The 20495-nt window shown below is 36.5% G+C and carries 16 protein-coding genes and 3 pseudogenes; 11 read left to right on the top strand and 8 right to left on the bottom strand.

Annotated elements, in window-relative coordinates:
• Positions 1 to 77 precede the first annotated feature (77 nt).
• On the top strand, positions 78 to 230 hold the full coding sequence (locus tag RFW85_RS18655) for a hypothetical protein (protein ID WP_309171782.1): 153 nt from the start codon (positions 78 to 80) through the stop codon (positions 228 to 230).
• Positions 231 to 256: 26 nt separating this feature from the next.
• On the opposite strand, the gene RFW85_RS18660 is transcribed toward RFW85_RS18655, so the two are convergent.
• From RFW85_RS18660 to RFW85_RS18685, 6 genes and pseudogenes are all read right to left on the bottom strand, one after another.
• Positions 257 to 745, bottom strand: a complete 489-nt coding sequence (locus tag RFW85_RS18660; RefSeq protein ID WP_170248603.1) for a hypothetical protein — start codon at positions 743 to 745, stop codon at positions 257 to 259.
• Positions 742 to 1356, bottom strand: a complete 615-nt coding sequence (locus tag RFW85_RS18665; RefSeq protein WP_170248602.1) for a hypothetical protein — start codon at positions 1354 to 1356, stop codon at positions 742 to 744. The genes RFW85_RS18660 and RFW85_RS18665 overlap by 4 nt, the downstream gene beginning before the upstream one ends.
• A 9-nt stretch (positions 1357 to 1365) precedes the next feature.
• Positions 1366 to 1911: a PAAR domain-containing protein gene (locus tag RFW85_RS18670; RefSeq protein ID WP_170248601.1), complete on the bottom strand. Its 546-nt coding sequence runs from the start codon at positions 1909 to 1911 to the stop codon at positions 1366 to 1368.
• A gap of 176 nt (positions 1912 to 2087) precedes the next feature.
• Positions 2088 to 2780, bottom strand: a pseudogene (locus RFW85_RS18675) (hypothetical protein).
• 117 nt (positions 2781 to 2897) lie between these two features.
• Positions 2898 to 3773 carry a S9 family peptidase gene (locus RFW85_RS18680; RefSeq protein ID WP_170248600.1) on the bottom strand — a complete coding sequence of 292 codons (876 nt, stop codon included), beginning with the start codon at positions 3771 to 3773 and terminating at the stop codon, positions 2898 to 2900.
• Positions 3774 to 4158: 385 nt separating this feature from the next.
• Positions 4159 to 4518, bottom strand: a pseudogene (locus tag RFW85_RS18685) (hypothetical protein); the annotation flags it as partial.
• Here RFW85_RS18685 and RFW85_RS18690 point away from each other — a divergent pair.
• Positions 4516 to 4749, top strand: a pseudogene (locus RFW85_RS18690) (hypothetical protein); the annotation flags it as partial. The pseudogenes RFW85_RS18685 and RFW85_RS18690 overlap by 3 nt on opposite strands.
• An 8-nt stretch (positions 4750 to 4757) precedes the next feature.
• Here RFW85_RS18690 and adeS read toward each other — a convergent pair.
• Together adeS and adeR are read right to left on the bottom strand one after the other, a co-directional pair.
• Positions 4758 to 5828 carry a two-component sensor histidine kinase AdeS gene (gene adeS, locus RFW85_RS18695; protein ID WP_170248599.1) on the bottom strand — a complete coding sequence of 357 codons (1071 nt, stop codon included), beginning with the start codon at positions 5826 to 5828 and terminating at the stop codon, positions 4758 to 4760.
• Positions 5829 to 5858: 30 nt separating this feature from the next.
• Positions 5859 to 6602 carry an efflux system response regulator transcription factor AdeR gene (gene adeR, locus RFW85_RS18700; protein ID WP_170248598.1) on the bottom strand — a complete coding sequence of 248 codons (744 nt, stop codon included), beginning with the start codon at positions 6600 to 6602 and terminating at the stop codon, positions 5859 to 5861.
• Between the two features lie 145 nt (positions 6603 to 6747).
• Between adeR and adeA the strand changes: the two genes are divergently transcribed.
• The 9 genes from adeA (at position 6748) to RFW85_RS18745 (ending at position 20471) form a co-directional block, all read left to right on the top strand.
• On the top strand, positions 6748 to 7938 hold the full coding sequence (adeA, locus tag RFW85_RS18705; RefSeq protein WP_170248597.1) for a multidrug efflux RND transporter periplasmic adaptor subunit AdeA: 1191 nt from the start codon (positions 6748 to 6750) through the stop codon (positions 7936 to 7938).
• Positions 7935 to 11045 carry a multidrug efflux RND transporter permease subunit AdeB gene (gene adeB, locus RFW85_RS18710; RefSeq protein WP_170248596.1) on the top strand — a complete coding sequence of 1037 codons (3111 nt, stop codon included), beginning with the start codon at positions 7935 to 7937 and terminating at the stop codon, positions 11043 to 11045. The genes adeA and adeB overlap by 4 nt, the downstream gene beginning before the upstream one ends.
• A gap of 76 nt (positions 11046 to 11121) precedes the next feature.
• A complete protein-coding gene (gene adeC, locus RFW85_RS18715; protein ID WP_170248595.1) occupies positions 11122 to 12519 on the top strand; it encodes a multidrug efflux RND transporter AdeABC outer membrane channel subunit AdeC in 1398 nt (465 codons plus the stop codon).
• A 1102-nt stretch (positions 12520 to 13621) separates the two neighbouring features.
• On the top strand, positions 13622 to 13912 hold the full coding sequence (locus RFW85_RS18720) for a hypothetical protein (protein WP_170248584.1): 291 nt from the start codon (positions 13622 to 13624) through the stop codon (positions 13910 to 13912).
• 491 nt (positions 13913 to 14403) lie between these two features.
• The gene (locus RFW85_RS18725; protein ID WP_170248583.1) at positions 14404 to 14937 is read left to right on the top strand and encodes a fimbrial protein; all 534 of its coding nucleotides are present in this window, start codon (positions 14404 to 14406) and stop codon (positions 14935 to 14937) included.
• 88 nt (positions 14938 to 15025) lie between these two features.
• Positions 15026 to 15760 carry a molecular chaperone gene (locus tag RFW85_RS18730; RefSeq protein WP_144618939.1) on the top strand — a complete coding sequence of 245 codons (735 nt, stop codon included), beginning with the start codon at positions 15026 to 15028 and terminating at the stop codon, positions 15758 to 15760.
• 58 nt (positions 15761 to 15818) lie between these two features.
• Positions 15819 to 18377 carry a fimbria/pilus outer membrane usher protein gene (locus RFW85_RS18735; RefSeq protein ID WP_125518585.1) on the top strand — a complete coding sequence of 853 codons (2559 nt, stop codon included), beginning with the start codon at positions 15819 to 15821 and terminating at the stop codon, positions 18375 to 18377.
• Positions 18374 to 19384 (top strand): fimbrial protein, encoded by a 1011-nt coding sequence (locus RFW85_RS18740; RefSeq protein ID WP_087400655.1) that lies wholly within the window; start codon positions 18374 to 18376, stop codon positions 19382 to 19384. The genes RFW85_RS18735 and RFW85_RS18740 overlap by 4 nt, the downstream gene beginning before the upstream one ends.
• A gap of 112 nt (positions 19385 to 19496) precedes the next feature.
• The gene (locus tag RFW85_RS18745) at positions 19497 to 20471 is read left to right on the top strand and encodes a DUF4882 family protein (protein ID WP_087400653.1); all 975 of its coding nucleotides are present in this window, start codon (positions 19497 to 19499) and stop codon (positions 20469 to 20471) included.
• Positions 20472 to 20495: the final 24 nt, after the last annotated feature.

The following is a 20495-nucleotide window of genomic DNA, read 5'->3' on the forward strand; positions in this document are numbered from 1 at the left end:
TTTAGGCAATAAAAAAGCCCTCTCAGTTCTTGGCGGAATCAAAGGGCTTTGGATTGCTAACACAAGGAGTACTAACAGTGAACAGTATGGTACAAGGGTTTGGGAAAAATCAAGTCTACGATGCCAGTGATGTTGCTGAAGGTCATGGTTTACTAACGAAATATATAGCCAACTTAGAGTGTTTAAGTGAGATGCTTCTATTTATGTTAAAGCAATTTAAAAAGCCCTGAACATTCAGGGCTTTTATAACAATGATCTATTCACATACTTCTACAAAGTTTCGAGCAGTTTTATCTTTACTGTCGCGTAACTTAATAATTTTTTGTCTTTCACCGTATAGGCTGTGAACATCATTTAAGGTTTCATCCTTAAGTTGGCTTTTGTATGGATCTTCAACTTTATTTACGTAGTTTTCCATGAATACCGTCATCCAACATATTGTGTTGAGGTCACCATAGTCATAACCGTTTTTATCTAAGCCTTGAATCCAGTCTGGATATTCATCATTTAAAAGGCTCCGTGCTGTTTCTAACTTAACATAGGAATTATTAAACAACGAGTTTTTTAAAGCAGGCTCATTGTTCACATTCTTATTTGCTTCAATGATCAATCTATAATTGTCAGTAGCATAATTTTTCAGATCTACTTTCACATAGTTATCAATGTCTTCTTTATCTGTCGAAGCCTTACAAGAAGTTAGGAATAAGCTGGAAAGTATCAATATTGATATTAATGTAATTTTCATAGTGAGAAGCGGTTATTAGGTGGAGTGTAGTGGTATTTCTGAATATATAATGAAACAGTGGCTTGATCGTAAGTACGACCAAAGACGTTTTTATACATATATTCGTTAATACCATATGGTCCATTGTTGGTATACGTAGCTAATGCATTAGCTGCAAGAACAGGCTTACTCGCATTAGATAATGCCAAATCTATTATTTCACCAAAGTTTTGTTTTGCAATTGCCATACGAGCTTTAAAAGTATCTTTTGCAAGCTCTGTAATCATCTCGGCGCCTTTATTCCTAGAGTGTTTTTGAGCATAAAGGGTGAACTTCAAATACATCATCGTATGGAATGAATAGCGTTCTAACACTTCATCTGAAAATTGACGTAAATCAAATTCAAGACCAAAACGGATTGCTAGATCATGCTCAAATGGATAATGCTGTTTTACCCAATCCCATTGTGCCTGATTCATCATGAAAGTGTAGGGTACTGTTGTATGGTAGTTTAGGATTTTAACAATGCTATTACATAAGAGAGGGTCCAGTAACTCATCTGCATGACAGACTTTTACCTCGTTATCCAAAGATGGAATGAGTGTCGGAGAAAATACTTTATCTTGTGCCATTTTCAATCCTTAAAGCGGTGGTAGCGGTTTAGAAGCATCAATCGTCTGAAACTCCACCTCATCAGGTGTGGCAGCATTGATAACATGCGTTTTACCTTCTTTATCGGTCCAACCGGTTTCCACCTTTCCATCCTTCTTATAAATAATTGAATAAGGAATTTCACTAAAGATCTTTTGTGTCTTCTCATCCTTTAACTGGAACTGAATTCCATATTCTTTTGACTTATCTTCTACAAAGCTATCTTGAGCAGCTGTATTAGTAGTAGTGGCACTTTGAGACGAACCACCGCCATTATCCTGCACAACTAAATTTTGTTGAGGCAATAATTTGCAACCGCATGAAAGTGAATCATTCACACGCGCAGCTGATTTACCAAAAATTTGCATGTATGGATCACCTGAGACAATTGTCGCAACAACTTTATGAGTTGGGCAGGTTGCTTTATCACCGACACAGGCAACGGGAATACCGTCAACTAGAAACATACTGTTCCCAGAAATTACTTGACCACCACCTGAAGTTGGGCAGCCTATAGTTATATATGGTGTCGCCAAAACTCTTCCTTCTTATTTTCATGAAGTGCCGGAATGATAGCAAAGAGGGGTAGACAGTGCTGTATAGTTTTATTTATCAGGATGTACAGCATATACGTTCAATACGAATGTGAATATCTCGATCTGTGTAAAGCAATTTAAAAAGCCCTGAGTATTCAGGGCTTTTTATTTAAGTTTTACTTTAATGATTCTGGTACATAATTTGGTGAATCAGTACCATAAAATGACTCAATATCTACATCATACAAAGACTTATATCTATCTTTTGATGCGACATCTTTAGTCTCATCAATAAATTTCTGTATTTTAGCTTTATATTCAGTGTGACCAGCTTTATACATTTCAGTTAAATATACAAATTCGGCGTCTCTGTAATGAGGATCATTTTTGTTAGATGATTTACTTAATTCGGTTTGTATGAGTTGCGCTGAAGCTTCGTGACACTGTTGAATTTTTACTTTGGCCTCATTTAGTTTTTTAAGCAATGTACATCTAAACATTATCCGTTGAGGCAAGGGTTTATCTTTGATCTGTTGCTCATTTAGCTCATAAGCTTTTTTGTACATTCCTGACAACATATAAATATTCATTAATGCCATTTCTCTTTGTTTCTTAGCAGTAACTTTCTTTATTTCAGGAATTAAAGGCTCTAAAGTTTGCTTTATCTTTTCATTTTCACCTGAGGTCACAACTTCATTTGTGATAGAGTCATATCTATCTAAAATCGCTTTATCACTTGCTGATAGTTCAGTTTTTACGTTTTTAGAACTGTTTTTTGAAGTATCCATCTGTTCATTTTAAGCTTTACCACAAGCAGCAACTCCAAACACAGAAATGAGAACAATAGTGCTGATAAATTTTCTATTCATGATTTACGTCTTGCTGCTGAATTTAAGGTAAAAGAAAATTTAGTATGAGGTGGGTTTGGTCGAACAGTACCGCCATAGGGTTGATATAAGGTATCTACAGAGCAGCCCATTTATCTCTTAATTTTTTATATTCAAAGTATTTTCTAAAAATGAATCACTTTTAGTTTTCCACACATTAGCAGGCACAGGATGCTTAGCATCTTGAATCAGTGCTAAGGTATTCGGAATACCTTTACTATCAAGTAATTGATGTAGCTGAGTACTTTGCTTCGGGTCAACAATTGGGTCTTTAGTACCAACTAATATAAGAGTAGATGGATAGTGAGACGAAATTGGTAGCGATGATCTAGATGCCGACGCATTTTCTATATTTTTTGATGCAGCAATAGATTCATTTATTTCTTCCATTACATTTGACGGTAGCGTTCTAGTGTTAGAACTCCACTGAGTATACATACCTTTAAAATCATAAAACCCAGATACCAGAACCAAAGCATTTATCTTTCCAGAGTTAGCTACAACATTTGCTATAGACGCACCACAACTAATACCAATCACCGCAACTTTATTTGGGTCAACATGAGGTTGTGAACGAGCAAAATTAATGGCTTTTACAAGATTATATTGTGAGGCTTTACCACAAAAATCTGATTTCCCAGAGGACTCACCATATCCACTCATAGATACAGCAACACTGAAAATGTTCTTTTTACTATATTCATTTAACAAGCCAGAGCGTACAAAGGCTTTTGCACCTTGTTTATCTTTTTGAATGCCATGTAAAAAGATAATTGCTGGATACTTTTTATTAGCTAAGAGGTCTGGCTCTTTCCAATAAATTTCAGTTGTTTGATTGTTTGTTGTTAAAAGTTGATGCTGTGCTTGCTTGGTATAAATATAAGGAAGAATAGATACACGAAAAAGGACATAGAAACCGATAACTAAAACCAAAGGGAAGATGTAAAACAAAGCCTTATTCTTCTTAACGAGCATATAGAACTCTATTGTAGTAACTTATAATTAAGCGTGATTCTCTAACTATTGAAATTGGAAATCAATATATTATTAGCTTAATTGTTTGTGTCTAAATTGAATGCACCCGATTGGAGACGGTCTCAGGCTTTGCATTAAGTTCAAACGGGAACTATGACGGCACGGCGATTTATTATAAAAAGCTTGTTTAAAATTAGAAATAACTATCCAAATGCATATACAACTACCGTGAAATATAGAATGTGGCCCATAAGCTCGGGTGAAGTTGATGAGATGGTTTTGGAGGTATTTTTTAGTGGGATGGGTTGAGGTACAAAGTAGATATTTCTTTTTACGTAAAAAAATTAAAAAAGCCCTGAACATTCAGGGCTTTTATAACAATGATCTATTCACATACTTCTACAAAGTTTCGAGCAGTTTTATCTTTACTGTCGCGTAACTTAATAATTTTTTGTTTTTCACCGTACAGGCTATGAACATCATTTACGGTTTCATCCTTAAGTTGGCTTTTGTATTGACCTTCAACTTTATTTACGTAGTTTTCCATAAATACGGTCATCCAACATATTGTATTGAGGTCACCATAGTCATAACCGTTTTTATCTAAGCCTTGAATCCAGTCTGGATATTCTTCATTTAAAAGGCTCCGTGCTGTTTCTAACTTAACATAGGAATTATTAAACAAAGAGTTTTTTAAAGCAGGCTCATTGTTCACATTCTTATTCGCTTCAATGATCAATCTATAGTAGCTAATGCATTATTCCTTAAATTTTCAGGCTCATTAGATTTCTTGTCGGAGGGAATGCTAGAGTTTGTTATAGATATTATTTATGAAACGGGTATTGCTTTAATTGGCGCAGCGGTTACAGCTTATATGTTAGGTGTCCTATTAAATAAACAACAAGAAAATGCCACAAAATGGCGAGAAGAAATTCGTAGAAGGATAAAAGAGGAGGAAGAAAAATTTCAAAAGTAAAATTATTCTTAATTCTCCATTGGAATTTTTATGGTGAAAATACTTCTTGAGCCTTGATTGCTATATTGAATAGTACCTTTCAGTGCCACAATAATTGCATGTACAACAGCAAGTCCTAAACCTGTGCCACCAAATTCTTTATTTCTTGATTCTTCTAATCTAAAAAAGGGTTTAAATAAATCATCTTGAAACTCGGTTGCAATGCCGGGACCTTCGTCCTCAATTTTTAATATCCAGTTTTGTGATACCAATTCCGATGAAATTTTAAGTTTGCCCGCATTTGAATAACGAATAGCATTATCAATTAAAGCAATCAAAACTTGCTTAATACGACGGCGGTCACTCAAAACAGGAGTCGTAGTAAGATTAAGTTCTGGTACGAGGTTAGCTTGTTCCAAGCGATCTTCAAATGCTTTAAGAACCTTTTCAACTACGGGCTTAGAGTCAAATAACTCATAATTTAATCTGAGTTGCTGGTTCTCTACTAAACTTAATGTTCGTAAGTCCTCAACCAAATGAGATAAGCCTTCAACCTGACTTAGAAGGCTTTTAAATAGAGCTTCATCAGGTTTAAAAACGCCATCAATTATGCCTTGCAGGCGGCCTTGTAAAATTGTGATTGGAGTTCTTAACTCATGAGCGATGGCAGCATTCCATACTTGTGCATTTTGAACAGAAACCTCTAGCTTTTGAGCCATATCATTAAAATTATATAAAAGCTCCGACATTTCAGCCGAGTGAATTCGGTTATCGTAAGCTCTAGCAGAGAGGTCGCCTTGACTAATTTTTTTTGCTGCTTCGGCTAAGAAGTTAATTGGCACAATAAAACGCTTTGCGAGGTGCATGCCGATCACTAATGAAATCATACAGCCACTGAAAATAACAGTAGCCAACCAAATCCAATCTACAAAATGAAAAGTGGTCCAATCTTCTTGAAGTGAGCTTAAAGAAATCCAGCCTTTTTCAATCGCATAGTTATAAATGACATAACCCAGTACTACAGAAAATAGCGTAACGCTTAAATTTACAATAGTTAAGGCAATAAAAAGTTGCTTACTAATTCCTAACTTACTTTTCATAAAATATTCCCTAGCTATTTTTAATATTATTTAGGCATCATCTTTTATAGCTAGGGGATTATCTAGCCTATATCCCACGCCACGCACATTAACTAACATTTGAAATATGCCTTGTTCTTCTAGTTTTTTTCTCAGCTTACTCACATGGCTATCTACGGTTCGTTCTAATGCATCACTATCATTCATACAATGATTCATGAGCTCACCACGTGTAAATACCTTGTGGGGCTGGTCAATCATGAAGGAAATAATTTTATATTCAGTCAGCGTCAGATTAAGCAATATTTTTTTATTTTCGGAGTGAAGATAAACACTATGAGTGTCTGTATCAATTTCAATGTTTTTGTAGATTTTATTTTTAGTGGATGTTTTGTTTGCAAATTGAGTTCTTCTTAGCACTGCCTGAACTCTAGCAACGACTTCATTTGGGTTAAAAGGCTTAACCACAAAGTCATCTGCACCTATGCGTAATGCCATAACCTTATCAATATCTTGATCTAGCGCCGTCAGCATAATCACGGGAGTTTGAGCTTTCTGACGTATTTTATTTAACACGTCCCAGCCGTTGAGCTCGGGTAATTTAATATCAAGTAAGATTAAATCGATAGGTTGGCTAGCGTGCAATTCAATTGCTTGCTTTCCATTCATGGCACGAATAACCGTCATTCCTTCACGTTTTAAATAATTTTCAATAATGTCGCCAATGTCGTAGTCATCTTCCACAACGAGGATAACTTTATGTTGGTAATCAAAAGAAAAAGAATGATCAAACATAGAAAATCTGGCTATACAAAGTGCTTCAACTCATCATACGCTAAATTATCGGTATTTCTCCACACTTACTCCACACTTTAGTGATTATCCCTACACACTCATCAAAAATAATGTCAGCATCAAAAACTCACTAGGTTTGGACAGTATGCAAAAGCATCTTTTACTTCCTTTATTTTTATCTATTGGGCTGGTATTACAGGGGTGTGGTTCAAAAGAAGCGGCTCAAGCTGAACCACCACCAGCTAAAGTCAGTGTATTAAGTATTCAACCGCAATCGGTTAATTTCAGTGAAAATCTTCCTGCACGGGTACAGGCGTTCCGTACGGCTGAAATACGTCCGCAAGTCGGAGGGATTATTGAAAGAGTTCTATTTAAGCAAGGTAGTGAAGTTAGAGCAGGGCAAGCTCTATATAAAATTAACTCAGAAACTTTTGAGGCAGATGTAAATAGCAATAGAGCCTCACTCAATAAAGCTGAAGCTGAGGTGACACGATTAAAAGTGCAATTAGAGCGTTATGAGCAGCTTTTACCAAGTAATGCGATTAGCAAGCAGGAAGTAAGTAATGCTCAAGCTCAATATCGTCAGGCCCAAGCTGATGTTGCTCAAATGAAAGCATTGCTTGCTAGACAAAATTTGAATTTGCAATATGCAACTGTTCGGGCACCAATCTCAGGGCGTATTGGGCAGTCTTTTGTCACTGAAGGTGCATTGGTTGGTCAAGGCGATACCAATACCATGGCCACAATCCAACAGATTGATAAAGTCTATGTCGATGTAAAGCAATCAGTTAGTGAGTATGAGCGCTTACAAGCTGCGCTACAAAGCGGAGAATTATCAGCAAATAGTGACAAAACCGTTCGTATTACCAATAGTCACGGGCAACCTTATAACGTCACAGCAAAAATGTTGTTTGAAGATATTAATGTTGACCCGGAAACAGGTGATGTCACGTTCCGTATTGAAGTAAACAATACCGAGAGAAAACTACTCCCGGGTATGTATGTACGAGTTAATATTGATCGAGCTTCTATCCCACAAGCTTTATTAGTTCCAGCTCAAGCCATTCAACGCAATATTAATGGTGAGCCTCAGGTATATGTCATCAACGCTAAAGGGTCAGCTGATGTTCGTCCTATTGAAATCGGACAGCAGTATGAACAGTACTATATTGCCAATAAAGGCTTGAAGGTGGGTGACAAAGTCGTTGTTGAGGGTATTGATCGTATTAAGCCAAATCAAAAATTGGCATTGGCAGCATGGAAAGCTTCAGCAGTGGTCAGTCATGCTTCAAGTATAGAAAAGAAAGCTTCTATAACTGAGGGGGCGCAACCATGATGTCACAATTTTTTATTCGTCGCCCCGTTTTTGCTTGGGTTATCGCGATCTTTATTATTATATTTGGATTGCTGAGTATTCCTAAACTGCCAATTGCACGTTTTCCAAGTGTGGCCCCGCCACAGGTGAATATTAGTGCGACTTATCCTGGTGCTACAGCTAAAACCATTAACGATAGCGTTGTAACCTTAATTGAGCGCGAATTATCGGGTGTAAAAAATCTACTCTACTATAGTGCGACAACAGATACCTCCGGTACAGCAGAGATTACGGCTACGTTTAAACCAGGCACAGATGTGGAAATGGCTCAGGTTGACGTTCAAAATAAAATCAAGGCTGTAGAAGCTCGCTTACCGCAAGTTGTACGTCAGCAAGGTTTACAGGTTGAGGCTTCATCGTCCGGATTTTTAATGCTGGTCGGGATTAACTCTCCAAATAATCAATATTCCGAAGTTGATTTGAGTGATTATTTGGTTCGAAATGTTATAGAAGAGCTAAAACGTGTCGAAGGTGTAGGGAAGGTTCAATCTTTCGGTGCCGAGAAAGCTATGCGTATTTGGGTCGACCCGAATAAGCTTGTTTCTTACGGTTTATCGATTAGTGATGTGAATAATGCCATTCGTGAAAATAATGTCGAAATTGCACCCGGCAGACTTGGTGATTTACCAGCTGAAAAAGGCCAGCTCATTACTATTCCGTTGTCGGCTCAAGGGCAATTGTCTAGTCTTGAGCAATTTAAAAATATCAGCTTAAAAAGTAAAACTAACGGTAGCGTAATTAAATTATCTGATGTTGCCAATGTAGAAATAGGTTCACAAGCATATAACTTTGCCATTTTGGAAAATGGTAAGCCTGCTACCGCGGCTGCAATTCAATTAAGCCCGGGAGCTAACGCCGTGAAAACTGCCGAAGGTGTTCGAGCAAAAATTGAAGAATTGAAGCTAAATTTACCGGAAGGCATGGAGTTTAGTATTCCTTACGACACCGCGCCGTTTGTCAAAATTTCAATTGAAAAGGTAATTCATACATTACTTGAAGCCATGGTTCTGGTTTTCATTGTGATGTATCTATTTTTACACAATGTCCGCTATACGCTTATTCCAGCAATTGTGGCGCCTATTGCCTTACTCGGTACTTTTACCGTGATGTTGCTTGCCGGCTTTTCAATTAACGTACTCACCATGTTCGGTATGGTGCTTGCCATCGGGATTATTGTCGACGATGCGATTGTCGTTGTTGAAAACGTAGAAAGGATTATGGCGACTGAAGGATTAAGTCCTAAAGATGCAACCTCTAAAGCAATGAAAGAGATTACCAGCCCGATTATTGGTATTACGCTGGTCTTGGCTGCAGTATTTTTACCTATGGCATTTGCGAGTGGTTCTGTAGGGGTAATCTATAAACAGTTTACCTTGACCATGTCGGTATCTATTTTATTTTCAGCGTTATTGGCACTTATTTTAACACCGGCACTTTGTGCCACGATTTTAAAGCCAATCGATGGGCATCATCAGAAGAAGGGCTTCTTTGCATGGTTTGACCGTAGTTTCGATAAAGTCACTAAAAAGTATGAATTGATGCTGCTTAAAATCATCAAACATACAGTTCCAATGATGGTGATCTTTTTAGTAATTACCGGTATTACCTTTGCCGGAATGAAATATTGGCCAACAGCATTTATGCCAGAGGAAGATCAAGGTTGGTTCATGACTTCGTTCCAGCTACCTTCAGATGCAACCGCAGAGCGTACTCGGAATGTAGTCAATCAATTTGAAAATAATTTGAAAGATAATCCCGATGTAAAAAGTAATACCACCATTTTGGGATGGGGTTTTAGTGGCGCAGGACAAAACGTAGCTGTGGCTTTTACGACACTTAAAGACTTCAAAGAGCGGACTAGCTCTGCATCTAAGATGACAAGCGCCGTTAATACCTCAATGGCAAACAGTACGGAAGGTGAAACTATGGCCGTATTACCACCTTCTATTGATGAGTTGGGTACTTTTTCAGGCTTCAGTTTACGTTTACAAGACCGTGCTAACTTAGGTATGCCTGCTTTACTGGCTGCTCAAGATGAACTTATGGCAATGGCAGCCAAAAATAAGAAGTTCTATATGGTTTGGAATGAAGGGCTACCACAAGGTGACAATATTTCTTTAAAAATTGACCGCGAAAAGCTTAGTGCGCTCGGTGTTAAGTTTTCTGATGTTTCAGACATCATTTCTACATCGATGGGTTCAATGTATATCAATGACTTCCCTAATCAAGGGCGTATGCAACAAGTGATTGTACAAGTTGAGGCTAAATCACGTATGCAACTCAAAGATATCTTGAACTTAAAAGTGATGGGTTCGAGTGGTCAATTAGTTTCGTTATCAGAAGTAGTAACACCTCAATGGAATAAAGCACCACAACAATATAATCGTTACAACGGACGACCATCTTTGAGTATTGCTGGTATTCCTAACTTCGATACGTCATCAGGTGAAGCAATGCGTGAAATGGAACAACTGATTGCTAAATTACCGAAAGGTATTGGCTACGAGTGGACTGGTATTTCCTTACAGGAAAAACAGTCTGAATCACAAATGGCCTTTTTACTTGGTTTATCAATGCTCGTTGTTTTCCTCGTATTGGCTGCACTCTATGAAAGCTGGGCAATTCCACTTTCTGTGATGTTGGTTGTGCCACTCGGTATTTTTGGAGCAATCATTGCCATTATGTCTAGAGGTTTAATGAATGATGTGTTCTTCAAAATCGGGCTAATTACCATTATTGGTCTATCGGCAAAGAATGCAATTTTGATTGTTGAATTTGCGAAAATGCTAAAAGAGGAAGGCATGAGTTTGATTGAAGCCACTGTTGCCGCAGCCAAACTTCGCTTACGGCCAATTCTAATGACTTCTCTTGCATTTACGTGTGGTGTAATTCCTTTGGTTATTGCAACAGGTGCAAGTTCAGAAACTCAACATGCTTTAGGTACAGGGGTTTTTGGTGGCATGATTTCAGCAACCATACTGGCTATTTTCTTTGTTCCCGTGTTTTTTATCTTCATTTTGGGTGCAGTAGAAAAGCTATTTTCCTCTAAGAAAAAAATCTCATCCTAAGTTCAATGCATCAGGGGAATACTTAATTTCCTCTGATGCTTCATATGCACAAAATTTACTTTATTTGGAGAATACTATGTCTAAATCGGCAATCGTATCTCGTGGACTCATTCTTTCTACACTCTCAGTCACTTTAGTTGCATGTGTCAATATGCAAGCGCCACAGCCTGCAATCACATCTCATATTCCTCAAAATTTTAGTCAAAATCATTCTGGAAAAACGATTGCAGAAAAAAGTTATAAAGAGTTTATTTCTGATCCGAAATTATTACAGGTGATTGAAATCAGTTTAAATAATAATCGTGATTTGCGTACTGCTACGCTCAATATTGAACGTGTACAGCAAGAATACCAAATCACTAAAAATAACCAGTTACCTACTATCGGTGTAATGGGGAGTGCAGTACGGCAAGTGAATCCATCTATTAATCCTAATAACCCAGCTTCAACATTTCAGGTGGGTTTAGGAATGACTGCATATGAATTAGACTTTTGGGGCCGTGTAAAAAATTTAAAAGATGTGGCATTAAATAATTATCTGGCAACACAAAGTGCGAGCGAAGCAGTTCAAATTAGTTTAATCAGCAATATCACACAAGTTTGGTTAAATTATGCCTTTGCTCAAGCTAATTTAAACCTTGCAGAGCAGACTTTAAAAGCTCAACTTGATTCTTATCATCTTAATAAAAAGCGCTTTGATGTCGGTATTGATAGTGAAGTTCCATTAAAACAAGCGCAAATTTCGGTAGAGACTGCTCGAAATGATGTTGCAACTTATAAAACTCAAATCCAACAGGCAAAAAATTTACTGGATTTGTTAGCAGGTTATTCTATTCCGCAGAATTTACTTCCGGATCATTCTATTCAAAATATTACCATTGAGAAAAACTTTGCAGCAGGTTTGCCAAGTGATTTATTAAATCATCGACCAGATCTTAAAGTTGCCGAATATGAGTTGCGTGCAGCTGGGGCCAGTATTGGGGCTGCGAAAGCACGTATGTTTCCGACCATAAGCCTTACTGGTTCTACAGGCTATGCATCGACTGAACTTAAAGATTTATTTAAAACTGGTAATTTTGCATGGTCAATTGGACCTAGTATCGATCTACCAATTTTTGATTTGGGAACAAGAAAAACGAATATTAAAATTGCAGAAACTGACCAGAAAATTGCTTTAGCTAAATATGAAAAAGCCATTCAATCAGCTTTCCGTGAAGTTAATGATGCGCTTGCTACACATGCACATATTGGTGAACGATTAGGTGCTCAACGTCGTTTAGTTTCAGCCACATCTGCAACATATAAACTATCGATGGCACATTACAGAGCGGGCGTTGATAGTTATTTTACGGTTTTAGATGCCCAACGTTCTGCTTATGCAGCACAGCAGGGTTTACTTGCACTTGAGCAAATGAAACTAAATAACCTGATTGAACTCTATAAAGCTTTAGGGGGAGGAATATCTAAAGGCTAATATAATTTCATTTCGATCTTAAAAAATAAGCTGCTGGAGGTTTCCCAATCAGCTTATTTTTTGCTTTAGATGATGAAATTATGCGGGAAGCGATAGGTGATATTTTCCTCATGTACCCAGACATTGAAGTCATAGCCACGCAGACTTGCGTAAGCTCGACTGATACGCAAGTCGAGTAGCGGTCTGATTTCTGCATAACTTATATTATGTTACTTAGGATACTCAGCAACGTGAATTATGATCGTAGAAATTCACGTTGCTGAGCTGTAGCTACAAACAGTGTTGTGTAGGCTACAGTCTTTAGATATCCTATTTAACATAATATACATTATACGAACAGTCATATAATTCAATATTGACCCATAGCTTGGTAGCTATCCTTCATTTGTTTGTAGTACTTATTTCTCTTTCTAGCTATTGTGGTACGTTTTAGCTATGTGGAATGAATCTTTATTCTAATTAAATTCAGCACTAGCATCTTCTGAAGTTGCTATTGATGCATAATAAATAGTATTCATAAATCTAATTAAATAGAAATTATGATTAGGTTCGGCTAATAATCGCTTGTTTGATTTTTATTGAACTTTTCTCCTACCTAAATCCAAAGGAATCTACGAATTATATTTCGTTAGTTCATTTTCCTAAAATATTTAAAGTGTATGCTAAATTCTAATTCATTAGATCTTATATACTCAGGATCTACAATATAAAGCAAATTTAATTACACATTGCTTCGATAATGTATATTTGGTCACATTTTTATTAAAATCCATATTTTATTTCTCGGTAATAATTTTGAAACATAAATTATAAATCAAATAAGTAAATTATATGTTTAATCATATATCATTTAGTTGATTTATTAATCTATTTTTTAAAAATTAATTAAATATCAATAATTTATATTAATTATTTAATTTTTAACTAATTACATGGATTAATATGGTTTAAGAATTTTAACTATTACATTATTTAAAATGGTTAATGTGATTTATATCACGTGAAAATTAATAATTTTTATTATTTTAAGCTTAATGATTGTTTTTAAATTAAAAATAATGTATCAACTATATATAAGCTATTTTATAAATAGGTATATAAAATGAAAAATAATATATTTAAACTTCTTGTTTTGATGGTGCTTTCCGCTTCCCCACTATTTTGTTATGCAAATAACACAATAATGATAAGAGGAAATATTGTTGAAGATACGTGTTCAAGAGAACATAGTGAGATAGAATGTGTTGATGTAAATAATTTAAATATTAAACTTGATAATGAATATTTAAATAAAGATAGTCTTTTTAAATTAGCTCAACACACTGAGAAAATGGACACTAGTATTGAAAGTATAGGTTCTAATCACAAGGTTGTACTTATCAATTATCACTAACTTATAACTAGAATATTTGAGCTTATTTCATTAGTAAGCTTGGATAAAAGAGTGATTTGTCGAATTCATCGCACATTTTTATGAATTGATGATTTGTTAGCTCTTTTTCATCAAAAATGACTATTTGTCTATTTTTTTGTATACATATACACAGTTTATTCTATATAATTGTATTCTAAGAGTTTAAGCTTATTTTTCACATAAATTGTTTAATTCTTTTCAATTTTCATAGTGTTCTTATGTAACTTACTTTTTTACATAGCATCTTTCTTTCAGAAAACAAAAAAACTTTTATAAACAGCTGCATAAGTTGTAAATACTAGCTCTACATTCCAAATAAATTGTGTGTTAAAATTAAAAATATGAAAAAATAATGTGATGTAGTTTGCATTTTGTTTAAGAAGTGTTAATATTGCGGCATTACTTTTCAAGATGTCAAACACTGGAAAAGTAAGGAATTAAACTTTTATCCAGACCTTTGAGAAAACACTATGAAAAAACTTGCTTTGATCGCTGCTCTTTCGGTTGTAGGGATTGCGAATGCTCAAGCTGCTGATGGTACAATTACAATTAATGGTTTAGTTACAGACAAAACTTGTGACATCGTTAATAACGGTGGTAAAGACTTGACAGTTACTCTTCCAACTGTTTCTAAACAAACTTTAGCTGTTGCTGGGGATGTTGCTGGTCGTACTCCTTTCCAAATTAAATTAGCTAACTGTTCTGAAGGTAAAGTAGCTACTTACTTCGAACCAGGTGCTAACGTTGACTTTAATACTGGTCGTTTACTTAACACAGACGCTACTGGTGCTAAAAACGTTAACGTTCAACTTTTAGGTAGCAACAACAACTTCATCCCAGTACTTGCTGCTGGTGCAAACGGTGCTCAAGCTAACTCTCAATGGGTTGACGTAGCTGAAGGTGCAAGTGCTGACCTTAACTACTATGCTGAATACTATGCAACTGGTGCTTCTACTGCTGGTAAAGTAACTACTTCTGTTCAATACACAATTATCTATCAATAATTAATTGATAGCGGGGTTTCTATGTCCGCATGGAAACCCTGTTTTGTGTAGCACTTTCCTGAATCTTTCTTGGTTGAGAACTCGAAAAATGAAATTGAACAGTTATAATTTTTTGTTAGGTTTGGCGTTTGCTTCATCTGTTGCTGCTCCTGCCGCTCAAGCAGAAATTGTAATTCATGGCACCCGTGTAATTTATCCGTCGGATGCTAGAGAAGTTACGCTACAAGTTAGCAATAACGGTTCAAAACCAGCACTTGTCCAAGCTTGGATTGATGAAGGTGATCCAAAAAGTACTCCGGATCAATCAAAAGTTCCTTTTATGATTGCTCCTCCAATTTCTCGTGTTGAAGCGACAAAAAGTCAGACGCTTCGTATTACTGCCCTTCCAAATGCTTCTCAATTTAACCAGAAGCAAGAAACTGTTTTGTGGTTAAACGTTTTGGATATTCCACCAAGACCTACCTCAAAAAATGCAGATACGACACCTGATAACTTCTTACAACTTGCAATTCGTTCCCGGATCAAATTCTTCTATCGTCCGGCTTCAATTAAAGAAGATGCGAATTTAGCAGCAGATAAGCTTCAATGGGTTAAATCTGGTCAGAATTTAACGGTAAAAAATCCAACTCCTTTCCACATTACGATGACTTCTGTTTACCAAAAGGCAGGTGATAAAAAAGTTGATTTATTACCTCAAGGTTTAATGATTAAACCTTTTTCTGAAGAGTCTGTTCAGCTTAAGAATGGCAATCTTCAAGATATGAGTTTTATGAATGTCAATGACTATGGTGGTCGAGTCGAACACCAAATAAAACTTCAGTAATCAGATTTATCTTTTTAATAAATTTAAGCACCTATTATGTGAGTAGGCGGACTTAGTTATGCCAAAAAAAAGGCAAGAATCTTATAAATTATTAAAACGCCATATTTGTTACTACTTGGCTTCTGGTGTTGTCACAATGACAATGCCCGTATTCGTGCATGCTGAAGAAACAACCGCGAGTGCACCAGTGGAAGCTGAATTTGATTCTGCTTTTTTAATTGGTGATGCTCAAAAAGTTGATATTTCACGTTTTAAATATGGTAATCCTGTTTTACCAGGTGAATATAATGTTGACGTTTATGTAAATGGCCAATGGTTTGGCAAACGTCGTATGTTCTTTAAAGCATTAGATCCAAATAAAAATGCTGTAACCTGTTTCACAGGAACAAACCTGCTTGAGTACGGCGTTAAACAAGATGTTTTGTCTAAACACACTACCCTTCAAAAAGAAAATAATAGTTGTTATAAAATTGAAGAGTGGGTTGAAAATGCATTTTATGAGTTTGATACCTCTCGTTTACGTGTAGATATTTCTATTCCGCAAGTTGCTTTGCAAAAAAATGCGCAAGGCTATGTCGACCCAAGTGTATGGGATCGTGGTATTAATGCTGGATTTTTATCTTATAACGGTAGTGCTTATAAGACTTTTAATCAATCTGGCGATATACGCGAAACATCAAATGCGTTTATGGGAGTGACTGCTGGGTTGAATTTAGGTGGTTGGCAATTACGTCATAATGGTCAGTGGCAATGGCAGGATACCCCTGCTGAAAATCAATCTAAGTCAAGCTACGAAGAAACGAGTACATATTTACAAAGAGCATTTCCGAAATACCGAGGTGTCTTAACACTAGGTGATAATTTTACAAACGGCGAAATATTTGATTCATATGGTTATCGCGGTATTGATTTCTCAAGTGATGATCGTATGTTACCAAATAGTATGGTGGGTTATGCTCCACGTATTCGTGGTAATGCTAAAACCAATGCAAAAGTTGAAGTTCGTCAACAAGGCCAACTTATCTATCAAACAACAGTAGCACCAGGTAACTTTGAAATTAATGACCTTTACCCTACTGGTTTTGGTGGAGAAATTGAAGTTTCTGTTATCGAAGCGAATGGGGAAATACAGAAATTTGCTGTGCCTTATGCATCTGTTGTGCAGATGCTTCGTCCTGGCATGAATCGTTATGCTTTAACTATTGGTCAGTTCCGTGATTCAGATATTGATATTGATCCTTGGGTTGTTCAAGGTAAATATCAACAAGGGATTAATAATTACCTAACAGGTTATACAGGCATACAAGCAACTGAAAATTATGCCGCTATACTGTTGGGTGCCGCTTTTGCTACACCAATTGGTGCCGTGGCGTTAGATGTAACCCACTCTGAAGCTGAATTTGAAAAACAGTCTTCACAGTCAGGACAAAGTTTCCGTTTAAGTTATAGCAAGTTAATTACTCCAACCAACACAAACTTAACACTAGCAGCTTATCGTTACTCAACAGAAAACTTCTATAAATTACGTGATGCTCTACAGATTCGTGATTTTGAAGAAAAAGGTATTAATACCTACTCTGCTGGTCGTCAACGTAGTGAATTCCAAATTACCTTAAACCAAGGTTTACCTGAAGGTTGGGGTAACTTCTATGTAGTAGGTTCTTGGGTTGATTATTGGAACCGTAGTGAAAGTACTAAACAATATCAGGTTGGTTACAGTAATAACTTCCATGGTTTAACTTATGGTTTATCTGCAATTAACCGTAAAGTTGAATATGGCTCAACCAATCAAACACACGATACTGAATATTTAATGACATTATCGTTCCCGATTGATTTCAAAAAGAATTCAGTTAACGTTAACGTTACTGCTTCTGAAGACAGTCGTACTGTTGGTGCAAGTGGTATGGTTGGAGATCGCTTTAGTTACGGCGCTTCAATGTCACATCAGGACTATTCAAATCCATCATTTAACGTAAATGGACGTTATCGTACCAACTATACAACTGTTGGTGGTTCTTATAGTGTGGCTGATTCTTACCAACAAGCAATGGTTAGCTTAACTGGTAGTGTGGTTGCACACTCAGAAGGTATTTTATTTGGACCTGAGCAAGGCCAAACGATGGTACTTGTGCATGCGCCAGAAGCTGCAGGAGCAAAAGTTAATAATGCTGTTGGTTTGAGCGTGAATAAAGCGGGTTATGCGGTAGTTCCTTATGTTACTCCGTACCGTCTTAATGACATTACCCTTGACCCACAAGAAATGTCGAGCCAAGTAGAGCTTGAAGAAACAAGTCAACGTATCGCACCTTTTGCTGGCGCAATTGCTAAAGTAGATTTTGCGACTAAAACTGGTTATGCAGTTTACATTAATAGTAAAACTGTAGATGGCAATAGTTTACCGTTTGCAGCTCAAGTCTTTAACCAAAAAGATGAAGCTGTCGGTATTGTTGCACAAGGTAGTATGATTTACTTACGTACTCCACTTGCTCAAGATCGTCTCTATGTGAAATGGGGCGATGAAAGCAATGAACGTTGTTCTGTTGAGTACAACATCAGTAATCAGTTGCAAAATAAGCAACAAAGCATGGTAATGACTGAGGCTGTCTGCAAATGAAAAGAATATTATTAACGGGTGCTCTATTTACCGCTGGTCTTGGGATTTATGGCGAGGCTAAGGCTGCCTGTCGTATATATGATTATGAAAAAAATGACGTCCTTATGGCTGTGGGGCGTGTTGTTGTGCGTCCAAGCGACCCAGTCGGTGCTATTTTAAGAAAAGCGACTTTTCCTATTAGTCGTACTAGTACAGAAGCTTGGTACTGTGACTATAGTGATGCAGTAGTTGCAGAATTAACCCAAGCTTATCCTTTAAGCCCTTTAGGCAATAGCATTTATACTACTAATATTCCCGGTATTGGTATTCGCCTATATCGTGAAGCCGAGAATAATACTAATTTTTCTGGCTATTATCCTTATGTACGTGGAGGAATATCTGGTAGACGTTATTTAGCATCAGGTTACTTTGTGGTAGAAATTATTAAAATTGCCCCACAAACAGGTTCTGGAACCTTAGTACCAGGCAGGTATAGTAGTTATTATATTCGGGGCTTTCCTAATCAACCCTTCTTAACAAGTACTGTCAATGCCAATGCCATTACAATTGCATCATCTTCATGTGAAATTCAAGGTAATATTAATAAAGTTGTACAATTACCAACAGTTACAAAGGCTGGCTTCAAAGGTGTTGGTTCTACTCAAGGTGAACAAACCTTTGATATGAACATTCTCTGTAATGGCGGTATCAACCCAACAGGTTACGAAGAGAAAAATCTCATTAGTTTAACTTACGACTTTACCCAAGATGGAACAAACAATCAGGTATTGGCAAATACGGCTGCCGCATCTGAAAAAGCAAACGGCGTAGGTGTACAGTTACTCTGGAATTATCAAAATAAAAATCAGGTCATCAAAAAAGGTGACAAATTAGCCTTAGGTACATTGTCTTCTAACCAGACAATTCAATATAACGTACCGATGACTGCTCGCTACTATCAAACAGCAACAAATGTGACTGCTGGTAAAGTGCGTGCAATGGCTACTGTAACTATTGAATATGATTAATCATATTCAATAGTTTATAAACTTCATAATTTCAAATATTTAAATATTAATAATAAATTTTGCTTTATCGCTACTTTCTAAAAATTTAATACTTAACTCGATAGGAACATTTATGAAAAAAATAGGCTTAATTGCTGTTAGTGCAGTGACATTATGTTGGGCAATGTATGAAGTATCTTCTGATAATACCAATACAGCACTGGGTAATGAATCTAGCCAAAAAGTAGCATCTAAAAGCATTTCATCCACTACAAAGAATGAAAAATTAGCACCACAGATGCTATTAGCTCAAACGAATTCCCTTAATTCCTCTGCCCCAGTCTGCAAATATAATTTTGACGCGACTCAAGAAGATTATGATCTTTGGAATAATGAACACTCTGACTATTGGTCTATGAAAATATTCCCATTGGTAACGGGCCAAAAATTTAGTCTTAAAGTAGAGCCTATGCCAGAAAATGAGTATGGTACTGTAGAGTATGTAGCTAGAAGTAAAGCTAGTCTTAATTCGACTAATGACATTGGTGATTTAATAATACCTCACACAGGGATTATTGCATTTGAAATGGAGCTTAAGATTCCAACCTCAGCTCTTGGGAACTCATCACTTGGTAATTCTGCTTATTACTCCTCTGCCATTGGTTTTAATGGCGTAACAAATAATGGCTATACAGTTAGGTCCAACTATTGGTTTAATATGGGCACTTATGATCCAGATTTTGGTGAGAATCCTGCTAGATTATACTATTCTGTAGCTTATCGACTTAGTGATAATAGCGGGCCTGACAATCCATATTATAAGGGTCAAAACATGACAAATAGTTCAAATGGATACCAGAGATTAGGCATATATATTAATCAAAACACTAAGCAGGTTGGCTTTATCGTAAACGGTGTTGATCAGGGATATAAATCTACTTTACCCGCTCCACTTGAGAATATAAGCTTTTCTGTCTCAAGTGCTATATCAATAGATGCTGAACAATTATTTGGACAAGAGTTGTCTAATGAACTCATTACTGACCGTAATGCGCTACAGTTTAGCTACCCTCAGGGCACAACAGACATGTGCGGTAATGCCATTTAAGATAAAACTGTAAATCGTAAAAAA

The organism is Acinetobacter sp. 12966 (genome assembly GCF_031196995.1).
Lineage (GTDB): Bacteria > Pseudomonadota > Gammaproteobacteria > Pseudomonadales > Moraxellaceae > Acinetobacter > Acinetobacter geminorum.